The organism is Pseudomonas sp. GD03903 (genome assembly GCF_029840045.1).
Taxonomy (GTDB): domain Bacteria; phylum Pseudomonadota; class Gammaproteobacteria; order Pseudomonadales; family Pseudomonadaceae; genus Pseudomonas; species Pseudomonas pseudonitroreducens.
In genome coordinates, this window is the sequence record NZ_JAOCBT010000006.1 from 44,739 (window position 1) to 61,893 (window position 17,155).

12 protein-coding genes and 1 tRNA gene are annotated in these 17,155 nt (G+C 65.3%); 10 read left to right on the forward strand and 3 right to left on the reverse strand.

All coding sequences use genetic code 11. From position 1 onward, the window contains the following. Positions 1-21: 21 nt before the first annotated feature. A complete protein-coding gene (gene rtcR, locus N5C91_RS11125) occupies positions 22-1,632 on the reverse strand; it encodes an RNA repair transcriptional activator RtcR (protein ID WP_236200436.1) in 1,611 nt (536 codons plus the stop codon). 285 nt (positions 1,633-1,917) lie between these two features. On the opposite strand from rtcR, the gene N5C91_RS11130 reads away from it, so the two are divergent. The 8 genes from N5C91_RS11130 to N5C91_RS11165 all read left to right on the forward strand — a co-directional run bounded on the left by N5C91_RS11130 (position 1,918) and on the right by N5C91_RS11165 (position 8,601). Further along, a tRNA-OTHER gene (locus N5C91_RS11130) sits at positions 1,918-1,990 on the forward strand. A 351-nt stretch (positions 1,991-2,341) separates the two neighbouring features. Then, positions 2,342-3,484, forward strand: a complete 1,143-nt coding sequence (locus tag N5C91_RS11135) for a slipin family protein (protein WP_279829629.1) — start codon at positions 2,342-2,344, stop codon at positions 3,482-3,484. A gap of 31 nt (positions 3,485-3,515) precedes the next feature. Next, a complete protein-coding gene (locus tag N5C91_RS11140; protein ID WP_236200438.1) occupies positions 3,516-3,905 on the forward strand; it encodes a zinc-ribbon domain-containing protein in 390 nt (129 codons plus the stop codon). Continuing rightward, positions 3,902-5,122, forward strand: a complete 1,221-nt coding sequence (locus tag N5C91_RS11145; protein WP_236200439.1) for an RtcB family protein — start codon at positions 3,902-3,904, stop codon at positions 5,120-5,122. The genes N5C91_RS11140 and N5C91_RS11145 overlap by 4 nt, the downstream gene beginning before the upstream one ends. Positions 5,123-5,174: 52 nt before the next feature. Next, the gene (locus N5C91_RS11150; RefSeq protein ID WP_279829631.1) at positions 5,175-5,975 is read left to right on the forward strand and encodes a nucleotidyltransferase domain-containing protein; all 801 of its coding nucleotides are present in this window, start codon (positions 5,175-5,177) and stop codon (positions 5,973-5,975) included. Further along, on the forward strand, positions 5,972-6,997 hold the full coding sequence (rtcA, locus tag N5C91_RS11155) for an RNA 3'-terminal phosphate cyclase (protein ID WP_279829632.1): 1,026 nt from the start codon (positions 5,972-5,974) through the stop codon (positions 6,995-6,997). Before N5C91_RS11150 ends, rtcA begins: the two co-directional genes overlap by 4 nt. 87 nt (positions 6,998-7,084) lie before the next feature. Further along, entirely contained in the window at positions 7,085-7,444 is a 360-nt protein-coding gene (locus tag N5C91_RS11160) for a hypothetical protein (protein WP_236200442.1), read from the forward strand. Positions 7,445-7,569: 125 nt separating this feature from the next. Then, positions 7,570-8,601 carry a cytochrome-c peroxidase gene (locus N5C91_RS11165; protein WP_279829633.1) on the forward strand — a complete coding sequence of 344 codons (1,032 nt, stop codon included), beginning with the start codon at positions 7,570-7,572 and terminating at the stop codon, positions 8,599-8,601. Between the two features lie 376 nt (positions 8,602-8,977). On the opposite strand, the gene gdhA is transcribed toward N5C91_RS11165, so the two are convergent. Further along, on the reverse strand, positions 8,978-10,312 hold the full coding sequence (gene gdhA / locus N5C91_RS11170) for an NADP-specific glutamate dehydrogenase (protein WP_279829635.1): 1,335 nt from the start codon (positions 10,310-10,312) through the stop codon (positions 8,978-8,980). A 214-nt stretch (positions 10,313-10,526) separates the two neighbouring features. Between gdhA and N5C91_RS11175 the strand changes: the two genes are divergently transcribed. Beyond that, positions 10,527-10,823 carry a hypothetical protein gene (locus N5C91_RS11175; RefSeq protein WP_236200444.1) on the forward strand — a complete coding sequence of 99 codons (297 nt, stop codon included), beginning with the start codon at positions 10,527-10,529 and terminating at the stop codon, positions 10,821-10,823. 63 nt (positions 10,824-10,886) lie between these two features. Here N5C91_RS11175 and ettA read toward each other — a convergent pair whose 3' ends face one another. Then, positions 10,887-12,551, reverse strand: coding sequence for an energy-dependent translational throttle protein EttA (gene ettA, locus N5C91_RS11180; RefSeq protein WP_236200445.1), 1,665 nt, complete (start codon positions 12,549-12,551; stop codon positions 10,887-10,889). 410 nt (positions 12,552-12,961) lie between these two features. Here ettA and N5C91_RS11185 point away from each other — a divergent pair, with 410 nt between their 5' ends. Further along, the gene (locus N5C91_RS11185; protein WP_279830023.1) at positions 12,962-17,125 is read left to right on the forward strand and encodes an EAL domain-containing protein; all 4,164 of its coding nucleotides are present in this window, start codon (positions 12,962-12,964) and stop codon (positions 17,123-17,125) included. The last annotated feature ends 30 nt before the right edge of the window (positions 17,126-17,155 follow it).

The window sequence follows — 17,155 nt, forward strand, 5'->3', positions numbered from 1 at the left end:
CGTCAGCGCAAAACGCCGATTCTAGCGCACCCCGCCGGTGATTCCGGGCCAATCCAGGCCGAAGCGCGCCAGGTACTTGCGCAGGCGGTCGGCGTCGTTGGGATTCTGCTTTTCCTGGCGCGAGACGGCGAACAGCTGGCGACCGGCGTCGGACAGGCTGCGCGCCTGCCGGCAGACATCGATCACCGCTTCCAGTTGCAGGCGGTCGAACAGGTCCAGCGCTGCGCCGCGCTCTCCCAGCAGGCCGTCCAGCGGGCTCTGCGCCTGGGCAGCACCCCAGGAGCGGCGTAGTCGACCGATCTCTTCTTCCACCAGCGTCTCGTCGATGCGCCCGCTGTCGGCCAGGGTCGCCATGCGTGTGACGGACGCCGACAGCTCGCGGAAGTTGCCGCTCCACAAGGCCTGCGCCGAGTTGGCGAAGGCCAGGTAACGCGTGCGTGCCTCGCGGTTGAAACGCACCAGGCGACCCTGCTCGCGGGCGTGGCGCTCCAGTTCGAAGTCGATGTTCGGCTCGATGTCCTCACGACGTCCGGCCAGCCCCGGCAGATCGAAGGTCCAGAGGTTGATACGGGCGAACAGGTCCTCGCGGAAAAGCCCCTGCGCCACCCTCTCGCGCAGATCCCGGTGGGTCCCGGCGATCAGTTGGAAGTCGCTGCCCACCTCGCGATCCGAACCCAGCGGGAAGAAGCGCTTCTCTTCAATCGCCTTGAGCAGCATGGCCTGCTCGTCGAGACCCAGCTCGCCGATTTCGTCAAGGAACAGCATGCCGCCATCCGCCGCGCGCAGCAGGCCTTCACGGGCGTTCTGCGCGCCGGTGAAGGCCCCCTTGATATGGCCGAACAACGCCGACATGGCACCGTCGCCGCGCAATGTCGCGCAGTTCACTTCGACGAAGCGTCCCTGGAACTGGTGACGTGCGCGCTTGAGTTCGTACACCCGGCGGGCAAGGAACGACTTGCCCGCACCGGTCGGACCGATCAGCAGCATCGGCGCGCGGGAGCGCCCGGCAACCCGCTCGATCTGTTCGATGGAACGGTTGAATTCGGCGTTGCGCGTGGCAATGCCGGACTTCAGGAAAGCCAGGCTCTCCTCCTGCTCACGACGGAAGCGCGTGGCGATGCGGTCATAGCGCGACAGGTCGAGATCAATGATCGCGACTGTCCCTTCCGGCTGCCGCGCCTCGTCCTTGCGCCGCGACGGCGAGGCCTGCACCAGCCGCGCCGGCAGGTAACGCGCTTCAGTCAGGAGGAACCAGCAGATTTGCGCGACGTGAGTCCCGGTGGTGATGTGCACCAGGTAATCCTCGCGTTCGGTGTCGAAGCTGTAGCCAGCGACGAAATCGTGCAACGCGCCGTATACCTCCTCGAAATCCCACGGATTGCGCAGCGCCATGGGCTGCAGGCGCACCTCGGTTTCCGGGGAGATGTGCCGCACGTCAGCGGCGATGCGTTCGGCCAGGCTGGCATCCCGTGCATCCACGCCGTGGATCAGCTCCAGGCGGTCGATCAGCAAGTCCTGCTGCTGGCACAACCCGACCGTCGGCCGCCACTTCTGCCAGCGCGCGGCACCCTTGCCGACGCGATCCAGGGTCGAACCGAGGAAGCCGATGGCGACGGTTTTCTTGGCTTTCATCTTTTATCCATCAAGATAAACAACGATTCCAGAGTATCCATAAATAGCCACTTCAGCCAATCGACGAAATCGAAAAGTCGCCCGATAAAAACAATTAAATGCTTATTTATCAAATAGTTATAAATATTTCGCAGCCATCGAAAACAAACCTGGCACGCCCCTCGCTATATCTCCCTCGACCGCATCACTGATGCAGCCCACGGGCAGGGACTTCAACTCCCGCCGGTGCCCGAGCCCACCCCTGGTGTCGGCTTCGTGCATGCCGCTGCAGCAGTCACGGTCGATGGCGCGGTAGCTCAGCCCGGTAGAGCACTCCCCTTCGAGGGAGCCGTCGCAGGTTCGAATCCTGCCCGCGCCGTTCGATAGCTCAGTCCGGTAGAGCAGCCATTTTCGGATGGCCTGTCGCGGGTTCGACTCCCGCTCGAACACTGCCCTGTCAAGGCAGCTATTCATGAAAGCAACACCCCGCCGTTGGGCGACGGGATAGGCGCAAAGAGGCCAGGAAGGCCAGATACGCCAGGGACCCGAAGCCACCGCCGGCCCGCCCGGTACGAGGACCGGGCCCGCGACAAGGCAGGTGCTGGCCGATGGATTCGGCGCAATGGACAGGACGTCCGCAGTACCTGGCTCTCGCAGGCCCCCGCCTCGCCACCCGACGGGCCGGCGAACACCGGCACCCAAGGACAAAGAGAAGAAGGAAGACAACGAGATGAAACTGCTGAAGCGCTTTACCGTGAAGAAGAACGAACGCGGCCTGCTGTACTCCGAGGGCGATTTCCTGGCGATCCTCGAGCCGGGCATCCACCGCCACCTGGACCTGTACAACCGCCTGAGCGTGGAAACCTTCAGCCTGAACACCCCGCTGTTCGAACACCGCCTGGCCGGCTACCTGCGCCAGTCGGAGCCTGCGCTGGTCGAACGCTACTTCAGCCGCATGGACCTGGCCGAGAACGAGGTCGGCCTGCGCTTCGAGGACGGTGTACTGGCGGAAATCCTCGCGCCGGGCAGCCGCCGGCTGTACTGGAAAGGCCAGACCGAGCAGCGCCTGGAGCGCATCGACCTGAGCCAGGAGTACCGCGTCGCTGCGTCGCTGTTGCAGCAGCTGCAAGGCAACCTGCGCGGCCGCAGCGTGATCGGTGTCGAGGCACTGCTGGTAACCCTGGTGCCGGCCTACCAGGTCGGTGTGCTGAAGGTCGATGGCGCGGTGGTCGAGCTGCTGCCGGCGGGCCAGTACGGCTTCTGGCGCTATAACCGCCAGGTCAGCGTGGAACTGATCGATACGCGGATCCAGGCGCTGGAGGTCAGCGGCCAGGAAATCCTCACCCGCGACAAGGTGAGCCTGCGCCTGAATCTGGCCGCCAACTGGCGTTACAGCGACGTGCTGACGGCGTTTTCCAGCCTGTCCAAGCCACTGGAGCACCTCTACCGCGAACTGCAGTTCGGCCTGCGCGCAGCGGTGGGCACCCGCTCGCTGGATGAGCTGCTGGAGAACAAGCAGTTCATCGACGACTCGGTCAGCGCCTACCTGAAGGAGCGGCTGCCGGGCACCGGCATCGAGGTCAGCGGCCTGGGCGTTCGCGACATCATCCTGCCGGGCGAGATGAAGACCCTGCTGGCCCAGGTGGTGGAGGCGGAGAAGGCCGCGCAGGCGAACGTGATCCGTCGTCGTGAAGAAACCTCGGCGACCCGCTCGCTGCTGAACACGGCCAAGGTGATGGAAGACAACCCCACCGCCCTGCGCCTGAAGGAACTGGAAACCCTGGAACGGGTGGCCGAACGAATCGACCGCATCTCGGTATTCGGCGGCCTGGATCAGGTATTGAATGGACTGGTTACGCTGAAGCAGGCCTGACGAGGGCCTGCCAGGCGCAGGAGTCGGCACCGTGAAAAGCAACAAGCAGCGCCGCCAGGAAATCCGCCAGAAGCGCGAGCGACGCAAGGCCTGGAAGGCCGAGCACGCCAGGCACCCCGAAAGCCGCCTGGCACCGCCCGGCAGCCTGCCGGTCACGCGTTCGAACCTGGCGCCCTATAACAGCTACGGCGACCCGTTATTCGTGCGCCGCGGCTGGTACGAGGACCAACACTTCATCTGCCACGACTGCGGCGCCGAACAGACCTGGACCGCCGCCCAGCAGAAGTGGTGGTACGAAGACTGTCAGGGACAGGTGTTTGCCACGGCGATACGCTGCCGCGCCTGCCGACTGAACAAACGAATTCGCGATGGCCGGGCACAACCCGCTTCCGGCCTCAACAAACAGAGAATCGAAGCATGAGCAACAAGACCTTCCAACTGCTGGAAGTCGCCAACGGCAAACCGATCAAGCTCTGGACCCAGGGCGTACCGGTGGAAGAAGACGCCAAGCAGCAACTGATGAACACCGCAAGGATGCCTTTCATCTTCAAGCACCTGGCCGTGATGCCGGACGTACACCTGGGCAAGGGCTCGACCATCGGCAGCGTGATCCCCACTAAAGGCGCCATCATCCCGGCCGCCGTTGGCGTGGACATCGGCTGCGGGATGATCGCGGCGCGCACCTCGCTGGTGGCCTCGGACCTGCCGGACAACCTGCACGGCCTGCGCACTGCCATCGAGAAGGCCGTGCCCCACGGCAAGACCTTCGGCCGCCGCGACCAGGGCGCCTGGGAGGACGTGCCCGAGCACGCCGATGGTGCCTGGAAGGCGCTGGCCGGGCGCTTCAAGGTGATCACCGACAAGCACCCGAAGCTGGAGAAAACCAACAACCGCAAGCACCTGGGAACCCTCGGCACCGGCAACCACTTCATCGAAGTCTGCCTCGACGAGGCCAACCGTGTCTGGTTCATGCTGCACAGCGGATCGCGCGGCGTAGGTAACGCCATCGGCAACCTGTTCATCGAACTGGCCCAGGCCGATATGCGCCAGCACATCGCCAACCTGCCGGACCGCGACCTGGCCTACTTCGAGGAAGGCAGCCAGCACTTCGACGACTACGTGGAAGCCGTGGGCTGGGCCCAGGACTTCGCCCGGCAGAACCGCGAGCTGATGATGCGCGCAGTGATCGCAGCGGCGCGGCAAGTCATTCGCAAGCCGTTCGAGGCCAGCCTGGAAGCGGTGAACTGCCACCACAACTATGTGCAGAAGGAACGCCACTTCGGTGAAGAGGTATTGGTAACGCGTAAAGGCGCGGTGTCCGCGCAGAAGGGCCAGCTCGGCATAATTCCGGGGTCGATGGGCGCCAAGAGCTTCATCGTCCGCGGCCTGGGTAACGAGGAAGCCTTCTGCTCGTGCAGCCACGGCGCCGGGCGGACCATGAGCCGCACCAAGGCCAAGAAGCTGTTCAGCGTCGAGGACCAGGTGCGCGCCACCGCCCACGTCGAATGCCGCAAGGACAAAGACGTGATCGATGAGATCCCGATGGCTTACAAGGACATCGATGCCGTGATGGACGCCCAGCGCGAGCTGGTGGAAGTGCTGCATACCCTGCGTCAGGTGGTGTGTGTGAAGGGATAAAGCGAGTCGGGCGCAAACCGCCCGCCTCCACTGCAAGACAAGGAACAAGGACATGAACAGGGAAGACCGCCATCCACTACCCGCCGCCATGCGTGAGCGCGTCCTGGAGGAACTGGAAAGACTGGAACAGGAGCACAACGTCACCGTGCTCTACGCCTGCGAATCGGGCAGCCGCGCCTGGGGCTTCGCCTCTCCGGACAGCGACTACGACGTACGCTTCGTCTATGTGCAGCAACCGGACTGGTACCTGTGTGTGGACGAGCCGCGCGACGTTCTGGAGCGCCCGCTGACCGACGAGCTGGACCTCAGCGGTTGGGAATTGCGCAAGGCGCTGCGCCTGCTGCGCAAATCCAACCCGACGCTGCTGGAATGGCTGGACTCGCCGCTGGTGTATCGCAGCGAATCCGCGGCAACCCAAGGCCTGCGCCAACTCGCACGGGACTTTTACTCGCCCGCTGCCGCACGGGCGCACTACCTGTCGATGGCGAAGAAGAACTTCCGTGGCTACCTGCAGGGCGAGGAGGTTCGCTACAAGAAGTACCTCTACGTGTTGCGCCCGCTGCTGGCAGTGCGCTGGATCGACCAGGGCCTGGGCATGCCGCCCATGGTCTTCGAGACACTGATGGAGGCAACTCTCGACGATGTCGCGCAGCGCGCCGAAGTCGAGGAACTGCTGGCGCTCAAGCGCCAGGCGGTCGAGGCCGAATACGGCCCGGCGCGCGCGGCCCTGCATCGGCTGATCGAGGACGAGCTGCAACGCGCGGAAAATCTTGGCGCGCCCCGAGGCGGTTGCCACGACACGGAGCGCCTGGATCGCTTCCTGCGCGAACAAGTTAGGGAACACGCAAGATGAAAACGGACCTGATCGAACTCGACGGCGCCGACGGCGGCGGGCAGATACTGCGCAGCGCGCTGAGCCTGTCGATGATCACCGGCAAGCCGCTGCGCATCGTCAATATCCGCGGCCGGCGCTCGCGGCCGGGGTTGCTGCGCCAGCACCTGACGGCGGTGCGCGCGGCGGCGGAAATCTGTGGCGCGGCGGTGCAAGGCGACGAGCTGGGCTCGCGCAGCCTGACCTTCCGCCCCGGCGCGATTCGCGGCGGTGACTACCGCTTCGCCATCGGCAGCGCGGGTAGCGCCGTGCTGGTGCTGCAGACGCTGCTGCCGGCCCTGCTGTTCGCCGATGAGCCGAGCAGCCTGGCGATCAGCGGCGGTACGCACAACCCGCTGGCTCCGCCGGCGGACTTCATCGAGCGCAGCTGGCTGCCGCTGCTGCGGCGCATGGGCGCGAAGGTCGACTTCGAGCTGCTGCGCCATGGCTTCATGCCCGCTGGAGGCGGTGAGCTGCGAGTGCGAATGGAGCCAGCCGAGTTGCAGCCGCTGCACCTGCCGGAAGCCGGTGCCGAACGCTCACGCTCGGCCCGTGCCCTGCTGGCCGCCATCCCCGGTCATGTGGCGGATCGCGAACTGGAGAAAGTGAAGCGACATAAGGATTGGCACGCCGCTTCCGTTCAGGTCGTCCGCCTGCCGGAGGACCAGGGCCCGGGCAATGCCCTGCTGCTGGAGATTGAGTGCGAGCAACTGAGCCTGGTGTTCTGCGCCTTCGGCCAAGCCGGCGTCAGCGCCGAGCGCGTCGCCAGCCAGGCGTTGCGCCAGGCCGAAGACTGGCGCAGCAGCGGCACCAGCGTAGAGGAACACCTCGCCGACCAGTTGCTGCTACCGATGGCACTGGCCGGCGGCGGCAGCTTCACCACGCCAGCATTGAGCGATCATCTGCTGAGCAGCCGCGCAGTAGTCGAAGCCTTCCTGCCGGTGCGCATCGAGTGCCAGGCACGCGTGGCAGGCGGCCAGCACATCCGTATCACGCCCGCTTGACGCTTTCCTCACCAAACGCTGGATAGAGTGCCGTCCAGTCACCCTATCCGGCGCGTGTGCCCGCCTACCCGGCACACGGGAGTCTCCATGGCGCCGCGCGCCACCCTCATCCTGCTTTGCGCCGCGCTGCTCGGCGGCTGCGCAACGACCCATGAAACCCTCATCGCCCAAGGCTACCCACCCGCCTACGCCGACGGCTATGACGACGGCTGCGGCAGCGGGCGCCAGGCAGCCGGTGCCATCACCGGCGAGTTCCGCAAGGACGTGCCGCGCTACCTGGACGAACCGAAGTACGCGCTGGGCTGGAACGACGGCTTCCAGCAATGCCAGGCCATGCGCGTGAGCCAGGAGCGCCAGCAGTACGAGGAACAGCGCAACAGCGACCGGGACCGCGACTGGGAGGAACAGAAGGACCGCGCGCTGGGACGGGCCCTGCGCGGCAACTGACCGCTGCGGCAACCGTCCGCACCCGCTCAGGGACGCCCGCTTGACTTCGGTCAAGCCGGGCCTTGCCCGCCTGGCCTCTCCTTGAACTCAGAAGAAATCAAAAGCCTGAGACAAGGAGACTCCACATGCAGCCCCTCAAACTGGCCCTGGGCAGCTTGCTGCTGGCCGTGAGCACGGCAGCGGCACAAGCACATGCCGACACCCTGCGCGACAGCGCCAACAGCATCTTCAAACCCATCCCGGAGCAGGCCAGCGACAAGCTCGATCCCAACCAGATCGAACTGGGGCGGCAACTGTTCTTCGAGCCACGCCTGTCCTCCAGCCATGTGATCAGCTGCAACACCTGCCACAACATCGGCACCGGCGGCGCCGACAACGTGCCCGCCTCCAGCGGCCACGCCTGGCAGAAAGGTGCACGCAACTCGCCTACCGTGTTCAACGCGGTATTCAACGTCGCGCAGTTCTGGGACGGCCGCGCCAAGGACCTGGAGGAACAGGCCAAGGGCCCGGTGCAGAACCCGGTGGAGATGCACAACACACCGAAGAACGTCGAGGCCACCCTGCGCAGCATGCCGGAATATGTCGCCTCCTTCGAAAAGGCCTTCCCCGGCGACAAGCAAGCGGTCAGCTTCGACAACATGGCCCGCGCACTGCAGGCTTTCGAGTCGACCCTGATCACTCCGGACTCGCGTTTCGACCTCTATCTCAAGGGCGATGACAACGCCCTCGACGCCAAGGAGAAGAAAGGCCTGCAGACCTTCATGAGCGCCGGCTGCATCAGTTGCCACAACGGCGTGAACCTGGGCGGCCAGGCCTACTTCCCGTTCGGGCTGGTGAAGAAGCCCGATGGCAGGATCCTCCCCACCGGCGACAAGGGTCGCTTCGAAGTGACCAAGACGCAGAATGACCAGTACGTGTTCCGCGCCGCGCCGCTGCGCAACATCGCCCTGACCGCACCGTATTTCCATAGCGGACAGGTGTGGGATCTGGAAGAAGCGGTAGCGATCATGGGCACCGCGCAACTGGGCAAGCAGCTCAACACGGAAGAAGTCGGCGACATCGTCGCCTTCCTCAAGACCGCCACCGGCAAGCAGCCGAAGGTGGAGTACCCGCTGCTGCCGCCAAGCACGGCAACTACGCCGAAGCCGGTGGATTGATCGGTTCGACGCCGAACCTGTAGGAGCGAGCTTGCTCGCGAACAGCCCCACGCCGGCGTCGAGAGGTTCGCGAGCAAGCTCGCTCCTGCAAGTACGTTCTGCGCTCTGGTCGGCCCTCTCCCCAAGGGAGAGGGAACTATTCGGTGCGGGAGGTAACCATGCGTCAGCCGGCACGGGCAGCTCCCTCTCCCTATGGGAGAGGGCTGGGGTGAGGGGAAGTATCGGCACAGATTTCCCGGATCGCGCCGGGGACTGTTCGCGAGCAAGCTCGCTCCTACAAGTACGCTCTGCGCTCTGGTCGGCCTTCACCCCAGCTCTCAGATAGACCGCAAAAAAAACGGGCCCTTCGGGCCCGTTTTTCATAGCCGGGGAACGGTCAGACCACGCCCTGGGCCAGCATCGCGTCGGCAACCTTGACGAAGCCGGCGATGTTGGCGCCCTTCACGTAGTTGATCCGGCCATTCTCCTCGCCGTAGGCGACGCAGGCATGGTGGATATTCTGCATGATGCCATGCAGGCGCTGGTCCACTTCACCGGCGGTCCACAGCAGGCGCATGGCGTTCTGGCTCATCTCCAGGCCGCTGGTGGCGACGCCGCCGGCGTTGGAAGCCTTGCCCGGCGCGTAGAGGATGCCGGCCTCGAGGAAGATATCCACAGCCTCCAGGGTCGACGGCATGTTCGCGCCTTCGGCCACACAGATGCAGCCGTTGGCCAGCAAGGTGCGCGCGTCGTTGGCGTCCAGCTCGTTCTGGGTGGCGCAGGGCAGCGCGATATCGCAGGCCAGCGACCAGGGGCGTTCGCCGGCAATGAAGCGCAGGCCGGGGCCAGCCATCTCGCTGAGGCGGCCGCGACGGACGTTCTTCAGCTCCATGACTTCCTCCCACTGCTCCAGGGTCAGGCCAGCTTCAAAGAACAGCGTGCCTTCGGAGTCGGACAGGGAAATCACCTTGCCGCCCAGTTCCATGACCTTCTGCGCAGCGTACTGAGCCACGTTGCCGGAACCGGAGATTGCCACGCGCTGGCCGTCGAAGCCGCTCTCGCGGGCCTTGAGCATCTCCTGGGCGAAGTACACGCAGCCGTAGCCGGTGGCTTCCGGACGGATCAGGCTGCCGCCGTAGGACATGCCCTTGCCGGTCAGCACCGAGGTGAACTCGTTGGACAGGCGCTTGTACTGGCCGAATAGATAGCCGATCTCGCGGGCGCCCACACCAATGTCGCCGGCCGGCACGTCGAGGTCCGCGCCGACGTGGCGGAACAGCTCGCTCATGAACGACTGGCAGAAGCGCATGACTTCGGCGTCACTCTTGCCCTTCGGATCGAAGTCCGAGCCGCCCTTGCCGCCGCCCATGGGCAGGGAGGTCAGGGAGTTCTTGAACACCTGCTCGAAGGCCAGGAACTTCAGCACCCCCAGGTTCACCGAGGGATGGAAGCGCAGGCCGCCCTTGTACGGGCCGATGGCGCTGCTCATCTGGATGCGGAAACCACGGTTGACCCGCACTCGCCCGGCGTCATCCACCCACGGTACGCGGAACAGGATCGCCCGTTCGGGCTCGACAATGCGTTCGACGATGCCGGCTTGCAGGTAGTGCGGATTGGCTTCGAGGAAGGGCCAGAGGGAGCGCAGCACCTCTTCCACCGCCTGGTGGAACTCGGGCTGATCGGGGTCGCGCCGCTTGAGGCGCTCGAGGAACGAGTCAACGGATTGCGTCATGTCTACACCGGTACTTTTCTGGTTATGTGATGCTTTTTGCCGGCAGACTCTAGCAATCCACGCCGCCCCGAGATAGTGCAGCGTGACGCTTTTATGAATCTTTATGGTGCAAAAATATAAATCCCACTTCTGCCGGACCCGCAGAAAAACAGATTCTTGTATACAAAATCAATAGACAGTTGCACTCAAACAACCTCCCATCAGGATGCTTCCGATGCCCGCACGCCCGCTCGCGCTTCTCGTCGCTCTCACCTGTGCCTTCGCCCTGCCCGCCCAGGCGGCCATGAAACTGGGCAACTTCACCGAGTCCGGCGCCCTGGTGGTAGCGGATACATTCGACAGCGAAGTGATCCACAAGTCGAACTTCAGCACCGACGACCTGCAACGCATGTCGCGGCAGCTGGAAGAGCAGCAGCGCACGCTGCAGGACCAGGCGCGGCAAATCGACACACTGCAGCGCCAGCTGGAGGAGCAGCGGCGCACCCTGGACGATCTCAAGCGCAGTCGCTGACCCGCTCCGGAAAAGACGCAAAAAAAACGGGGCCCGAAGGCCCCGTTTTCATGGCGAAGTGGCTTACGCCAGCTTCTTGTAGCGCACGCGGTGCGGCTGCGAGGCCGCGTCGCCCAGGCGCTTCTTGCGATCGGCTTCGAACTCGGTGTAGTTGCCTTCGAAGAAGACCACCTTGCCGTCGTCCTCGTAGGAGAGGATGTGGGTCGCGATGCGGTCCAGGAACCAGCGATCGTGGGAAATCACGATGGCGGCGCCGGGGAAGTCCAGCAGCGCTTCTTCCAGCGCACGCAGGGTTTCCACGTCGAGGTCGTTGGACGGTTCGTCGAGCAGCAGCACGTTGCCGCCCTGCTTCAGGGTCAGGGCCAGGTGCAGACGGCCACGCTCACCACCGGAGAGGTCCTTGACGAACTTCTGCTGGTCGCCGCCCTTGAAGTTGAAGCGACCGACGTAGCTGCGCGACGGGACTTCATAGTTGCCGATCTTGATCTGCTCGAAGCCGTCGGACACCTGTTCCCATACGGTCTTGTTGCCGTCGAGGATTTCGCGGCTCTGGTCAACGCTGGCGATCTGCACGGTTTCACCGATCTCGATGGTGCCCGAGTCTGGTTGCTCCTTGCCGGTCAGCATGCGGAACAGGGTCGATTTACCCGCGCCGTTGCCGCCGATCACGCCGACGATGGCGCCCTTGGGAATGCTCAGCGACAGATCATCGATCAGCTGGCGATCACCGTAGCCCTTGCTGACGTTGTGCAGCTCGATGACCTTGTCGCCCAGGCGCGGACCGGCCGGGATATAGATCTCGTTGGTCTCGCTGCGCTTCTGGAATTCCTGCGATTGCATTTCCTCGAAGCGCTGCAGACGGGCCTTGGACTTCGACTGGCGAGCCTTGGCGCCCTGGCGCACCCACTCCAGTTCGGCCTTCATGGCCTTGGCGTGGGAAGCCTCCTGCTTGGCTTCCTGAGCCAGGCGGTTGGCCTTGGATTCCAGCCAGCCGGAGTAGTTGCCTTCGAACGGAATGCCCTGGCCACGGTCCAGCTCGAGGATCCAGCCAGCGACGTTGTCGAGGAAGTAACGGTCGTGGGTGATCGCTACCACAGTGCCCGGGAAGTCGTGGAGGAAGTGTTCCAGCCAGGCGACCGAGTCGGCGTCCAGGTGGTTGGTCGGTTCGTCCAGCAGCAGCATGTCCGGGGCGGACAGCAGCAGGCGGCACAGGGCCACACGGCGCTTCTCACCACCGGAGAGGTGTTCGATCTTGGCGTCCCACGGCGGCAGACGCAGGGCGTCGGCGGCGACTTCCAGCTGGCGCTCGAGGTTGTGGCCGTCGGAAGCCTGGAGGATGGCCTCCAGCTTGGCCTGCTCGGCGGCCAGGGCGTCGAAGTCGGCGTCCGGCTCGGCGTAGGCGGCGTAGACCTCGTCCAGGCGGGCCTGGGCCTGCTTGATCTGGCCAACGGCCTCTTCGACGATCTCGCGCACGGTAGCCTGCGGGTCGAGCTTGGGCTCCTGCGGCAGGTAACCGACGTTGATACCGGGCATCGGACGGGCTTCACCTTCGATCTCGGTGTCGACGCCGGCCATGATGCGCAGCAGGGTGGATTTACCCGCGCCGTTCAGGCCGAGCACGCCGATCTTGGCGCCGGGGAAGAACGACAGGGAAATGTTCTTGAGGATTTCACGCTTGGGCGGCACGACCTTGCCGACCCGGTGCATGGTGTAGACGTATTGAGCCATGGATACCTGACTTCTGGGATGAATTGTGATCGGGATGGCCGGAACTGACGACGGCACCGCCGGCACTTGGGGCCGGAACGGCGGCACTGCGGGCCACCGAAGGGCGCGAACGGCCGATGGACGGCCCTTCGCGCGAGACTCTGCGGGGATGTACTTTATGCCCCGAACTTTGGCCGTACATCACGCGCGCGTGCGGCAAAGCTACCGGAATGAATCGGGAAGGGCAAACGACGCTCGTCGGCCATACTGGCACTTCGCCGCCTTTCCGGGCATCCTAGCCTGCGCCGAATTCAGCCGTATCGCCCCGGGTCCTTAAGTCCTTGTCTATTTTCCCCCGTCTTCCTCCGGACGCCCTGGCCAGGCCTGGCCGCGTGGCGACCCGGACCGCGCTGGTGCTGCTGGTGCTGTTCATGCTCGGCCTGCTGGGCTGGCAACTGCATCAGGAGTTCCGCAGCCAGGAACGCTTCGAGCGTGAGCGGGTGGTGCTGCACGGCGAACAGATGGCCCAGCGGATTTCCCTGACCCTGGAGCTCAAGGCGGTGGCGGCCCAGGCCCTGCTGCAGCAGGAACAGGACCGCGAACACGGTGATCGCCACGCACCGCTGATCGCCGGCCTCAAGCACATCTACCCGTCCTTCCACAGCCTGGTGCGGCTGGACGCCAACGGCGTATCCGTGCAGGACTCCGCCAGCGGTCTCAAGGACGGCGCGTTCATCGAGGCCCTGCGCCAGCGCAGCGCACGGCAGGCCTATCACTATGCGTTCAGCGAGGAAAACGGCGGCCACTTCTATGTCTGGCTGAAGGCCACCGAACCGGGCGAAGGCGACAGCATCATCCGTCTCGACGAAAAGGTCGCCCGGCGCGGCTGGGCGGAACAGATCCGCCCCGAGTCGCCGGACTGGATTCTGCTGGACGATGTCCAGCAGAAGGTCCTCGGCCGCTCCAGTGGCCTGCGCCCCGGCCCGCTGTCCGCGGCTTCGCCGCTGGAGCAGGCGCAGAGCCTGGATGGCCTGGAGATCCAGAACACCGACTGGCGATTGCTCCCGCAATTCGACGACCGGCAGATCCGCGCCACCCTGCTCCCGCGTCTGGGCGGCGAGCTGGCGCTGTTGCTGGTGCTGGCGGGCATTGCCGGCGCCGCCCTGCTGCGCCTGCAACGCGAGCAGCAGAACCTGCGGGCGCTGACGGTGGAGTCGCAGCAGAGCCTGCGCCAGGCCGCGCAAGCCCTCGGCGCCATCGACGAGCGCGTGCTGGTGACCCGCGCCGACGGCCGCCTCGCCTACCTCAATCCGCAGGCCGAGCAACTGTTCGGCATCAGCGCCGACAAGGCCGGCGAGCATCACCTGCTGGAGCTGCTGCCCGGCCTGGGCGGTCTGCTGCATGGCAGCGATACCTCCGCGGACAGCAGCTCCGAACTGGTCCGCGTCAACGATACCGGTCAGGCTCGCTTGTTCGCCGTCAGCCACCATTCGCTGGACGACAGCCCGCTGGCGCCGGAGCAGACCTGGGTGCTGCGCGGCAACCTGCCCCAGGGCGGACAGGTCTGGGTGCTGCGCGACGTCACCGAGGAGCAGCAGGCGCTGCACATCCTCGAGGAGACCCGCCGGCGCTACCAGGACATCTTCGATGGCGTTGGCGTCGCACTCTGTGTGCTCGACCTCTCCGCCCTGCGCCAGAGCCTGGTGGACCTCAACCTGCGCCGGCAGAGCGACCTGCGCGAGTGGATCGCCTCGCAGCCCGAGCGCCTGCCCTGGCTGCTGCGCCAGGTGCGCATCACCGAGATCAACAACGTTGCCAAGCGCCTGATGGGCGTGAGCACCACCGAGCAGGCCTGGCAGATCCTCGTCGGCAGTGCCGGCATGCGCCCCGACGGCGTGCGCAGCAAGGTGCTCGAAGCCGTGCTGCACGGCCAGGGCATGGTCGAGCTGGAAGCCTGCATCCACACCCGCCAGGGCGAGCAGCGCCACCTGTGGCTGCAGTTGCGCGTGCCGGAGATGATCCAGGACTTCCACGCCGTGACCCTGAGCCTGTCGGACATCACCAGCCGCAAACAGGTCGAGCTGTCGCTGATCGAACGCGAGAAGTTCTGGTCCGACGCGGTGCGCGCGGTACCCGACACACTCTATATCCACGACATCGCCGCGCGCCGGGTGATTTTCAGCAACCACAACCTTGGCCACCAGCTCGGCTACAGCGGCGACGAACTGCGCGAGATGGGCGAGCGCTTCTGGGAGAAGGTGCTGCACCCGGACGACGTCGAGTACTACTGGCGCGTGCGCAACCTGCAGCAGGTGGTGGGCGACGGCCTGTTGCTGGACAGCCAGTTGCGCTGGCGCCACCGCGACGGCAACTGGCACTGGTTCGATATCCGCGAGCAGGCCTTCACCCGCGACGTTTCCGGCCGTGTGGCGCGGCTCATCGGCGTGGCCAAGGACATCACCGACACGGTCGAGGCGCACAACTCCCTGCGCGAGAGCGGCCGCCGCTACCGCATGCTCGCCGAGAGCATCAGCGACGTGATCCTCTCCACCGACGCCCAGGTCAAGCTCAATTACATCAGCCCGTCGATCCAGCAAGTGTTCGGCTACAGCCCCGAGTGGGTGCTGGCCAACGGCTTCCAGCCGATAGCCGCCAACCCGGCGCAGCTGGAGCGCCTGGAGGAACTGCTGAACCGTGTGCAGGGCGCCATCGGCGAGCCCAAGCGCCTGGCCGAACTGCGCGAGAGCGCCGAGCCGCAGCTGTTCAGCCTCGACTGCCTGCACGCCGACGGCCACAAGATTCCCGTGGAGCTGCGCATTGCCCTGATGTGGGACGACCACGGCCGCTTCGAAGGCCTGCTCGGCGTCGCCCGCGACGTCAGCCAGCAACGCCGCGCCGAGCGCGAAATGCGCATGGCCGCAACGGTGTTCGAGCACTCCACGGCGGCGATCATGGTCACCGACCCCGCCGGCTACATCGTGCAGATCAATGACTCCTTCAGCCGTCTCACCGGTTATTCCGCCGAGGAAGTGCTCGACCAGCTGCCGCGCCTGCTCACCGCCGACCGCCAGGAAGCCAACCAGCTCAAGCACGTGTTGGAAAGCCTGCGCAAGAGCGGCAGCTGGGAAGGCGAGATCCTGCAGAAGCGCAAGAGCGGCGAGCTGTACCCGAGCTGGGTCGGCATCACCGCGGTGCACGACGAGGAAGGCGACCTGGTCAGCTTCGTCTGCTTCTTCAGCGACATCAGCGAACGCAAGGCCAGTGAGCGACGCATCCACCGCCTGGCCTACTACGACGCCCTGACCCACCTGCCCAACCGCACGCTGTTCCAGGACCGCCTGCACACCGCCCTGCTGCAGGCCGAACGGCACCAGCAGTGGGTCGTGCTGATGTTCCTCGACCTCGACCGCTTCAAGCCGATCAACGACTCCCTCGGCCACGCCGCGGGGGACCGCATGCTCAAGGAAGTGGCCGAGCGCCTGAGCCATTGCGTCAGCGATGACGACACCGTGGCGCGCATGGGCGGCGACGAGTTCACCCTGCTGCTGCCAGGCCAGAAGGACCGCGAGAAGGCGCTCCGCCAGGCCATCCAGGTGGCCGAGCAGATTCTCTCCAGCCTCGCCCGCCCATTCACCCTGGAAGGCCGCGAGTTCTTCGTCACCGCCAGCATCGGCGTGGCGCTCTCCCCGCAGGACGGCGCCGAGCTCAGCCAACTGATGAAGAACGCCGACACGGCGATGTACCACGCCAAGGAAATGGGCAAGAACAACTTCCAGTTCTACCAGGCCGAGATGAACGCCCGCGCCCTGGAGCGCCTGGAACTGGAAAGCGACCTGCGCCGCGCCATCGAACTGCACGAATTCGTCCTGCACTACCAGCCGCAGTTCACCGGCGACGGCCGCCGCCTGACCGGCGCCGAGGCGCTGCTGCGCTGGCAGCATCCCAAGCGCGGGCTGATCCCACCGGCGGAATTCATTCCGGTGCTGGAAGAGCTCGGCCTGGTTGCCCAGGTCGGCGACTGGCTGCTGGAGCAGGCCTGCCTGCAACTGCGCGCCTGGCACCGCGACAAGGTGCGGGTGCCGAAGATTTCCGTGAACCTCTCGGCCCGGCAGTTCGCCGACGGCCAGTTGGGCGAGCGCATCGCCGGCATCCTCGAAGACACCGGGATCGCCCCGGCGTGCCTGGAACTGGAACTGACCGAAAGCATCCTGATGAGCGACGTTTCCCAGGCGATGCAGATACTTTCCGGGCTGAAACGCTTGGGCCTGGCGATTGCGGTGGACGACTTCGGCACCGGCTACTCCTCGCTCAACTACCTCAAGCAGTTCCCCATCGATGTGCTGAAGATCGACCGCAGCTTCGTCGACGGCCTGCCCCACGGCGAGCAGGACGCGCAGATCGCCCGCGCCATCATCGCCATGGCCCACAGCCTGAACCTGATGGTGATCGCCGAGGGCGTGGAGAGCCACGAACAGCTGGAGTTCCTGCGCGAGCACGGCTGCGACGAGGTGCAGGGCTTCCTCTTCGGCCGCCCGGTGCCTGCCGACCAGTTCGCCGCGCTGTTCGCCAGCAACGCGTTGTTCCTGTTGGGCTGATCCATCGACTCGATGTTCGGCTTTGCGTAG

What these genes read in the sequence shown, in the direction of transcription:
- ettA (WP_236200445.1), bottom strand. Translation starts at nt 12,551, where the DNA reads ATGGCTCAATACGTCTACACCATGCACCGGGTCGGCAAGGTCGTGCCG.
- N5C91_RS11145 (WP_236200439.1), top strand. Translation starts at nt 3,902, where the DNA reads ATGAGCAACAAGACCTTCCAACTGCTGGAAGTCGCCAACGGCAAACCG.
- N5C91_RS11160 (WP_236200442.1), top strand. Translation starts at nt 7,085, where the DNA reads ATGGCGCCGCGCGCCACCCTCATCCTGCTTTGCGCCGCGCTGCTCGGC.
- N5C91_RS11150 (WP_279829631.1), top strand. Translation starts at nt 5,175, where the DNA reads ATGAACAGGGAAGACCGCCATCCACTACCCGCCGCCATGCGTGAGCGC.
- N5C91_RS11185 (WP_279830023.1), top strand. Translation starts at nt 12,962, where the DNA reads ATGCTCGGCCTGCTGGGCTGGCAACTGCATCAGGAGTTCCGCAGCCAG.
- N5C91_RS11135 (WP_279829629.1), top strand. Translation starts at nt 2,342, where the DNA reads ATGAAACTGCTGAAGCGCTTTACCGTGAAGAAGAACGAACGCGGCCTG.
- N5C91_RS11165 (WP_279829633.1), top strand. Translation starts at nt 7,570, where the DNA reads ATGCAGCCCCTCAAACTGGCCCTGGGCAGCTTGCTGCTGGCCGTGAGC.
- N5C91_RS11175 (WP_236200444.1), top strand. Translation starts at nt 10,527, where the DNA reads ATGCCCGCACGCCCGCTCGCGCTTCTCGTCGCTCTCACCTGTGCCTTC.
- rtcA (WP_279829632.1), top strand. Translation starts at nt 5,972, where the DNA reads ATGAAAACGGACCTGATCGAACTCGACGGCGCCGACGGCGGCGGGCAG.
- rtcR (WP_236200436.1), bottom strand. Translation starts at nt 1,632, where the DNA reads ATGAAAGCCAAGAAAACCGTCGCCATCGGCTTCCTCGGTTCGACCCTG.
- gdhA (WP_279829635.1), bottom strand. Translation starts at nt 10,312, where the DNA reads ATGACGCAATCCGTTGACTCGTTCCTCGAGCGCCTCAAGCGGCGCGAC.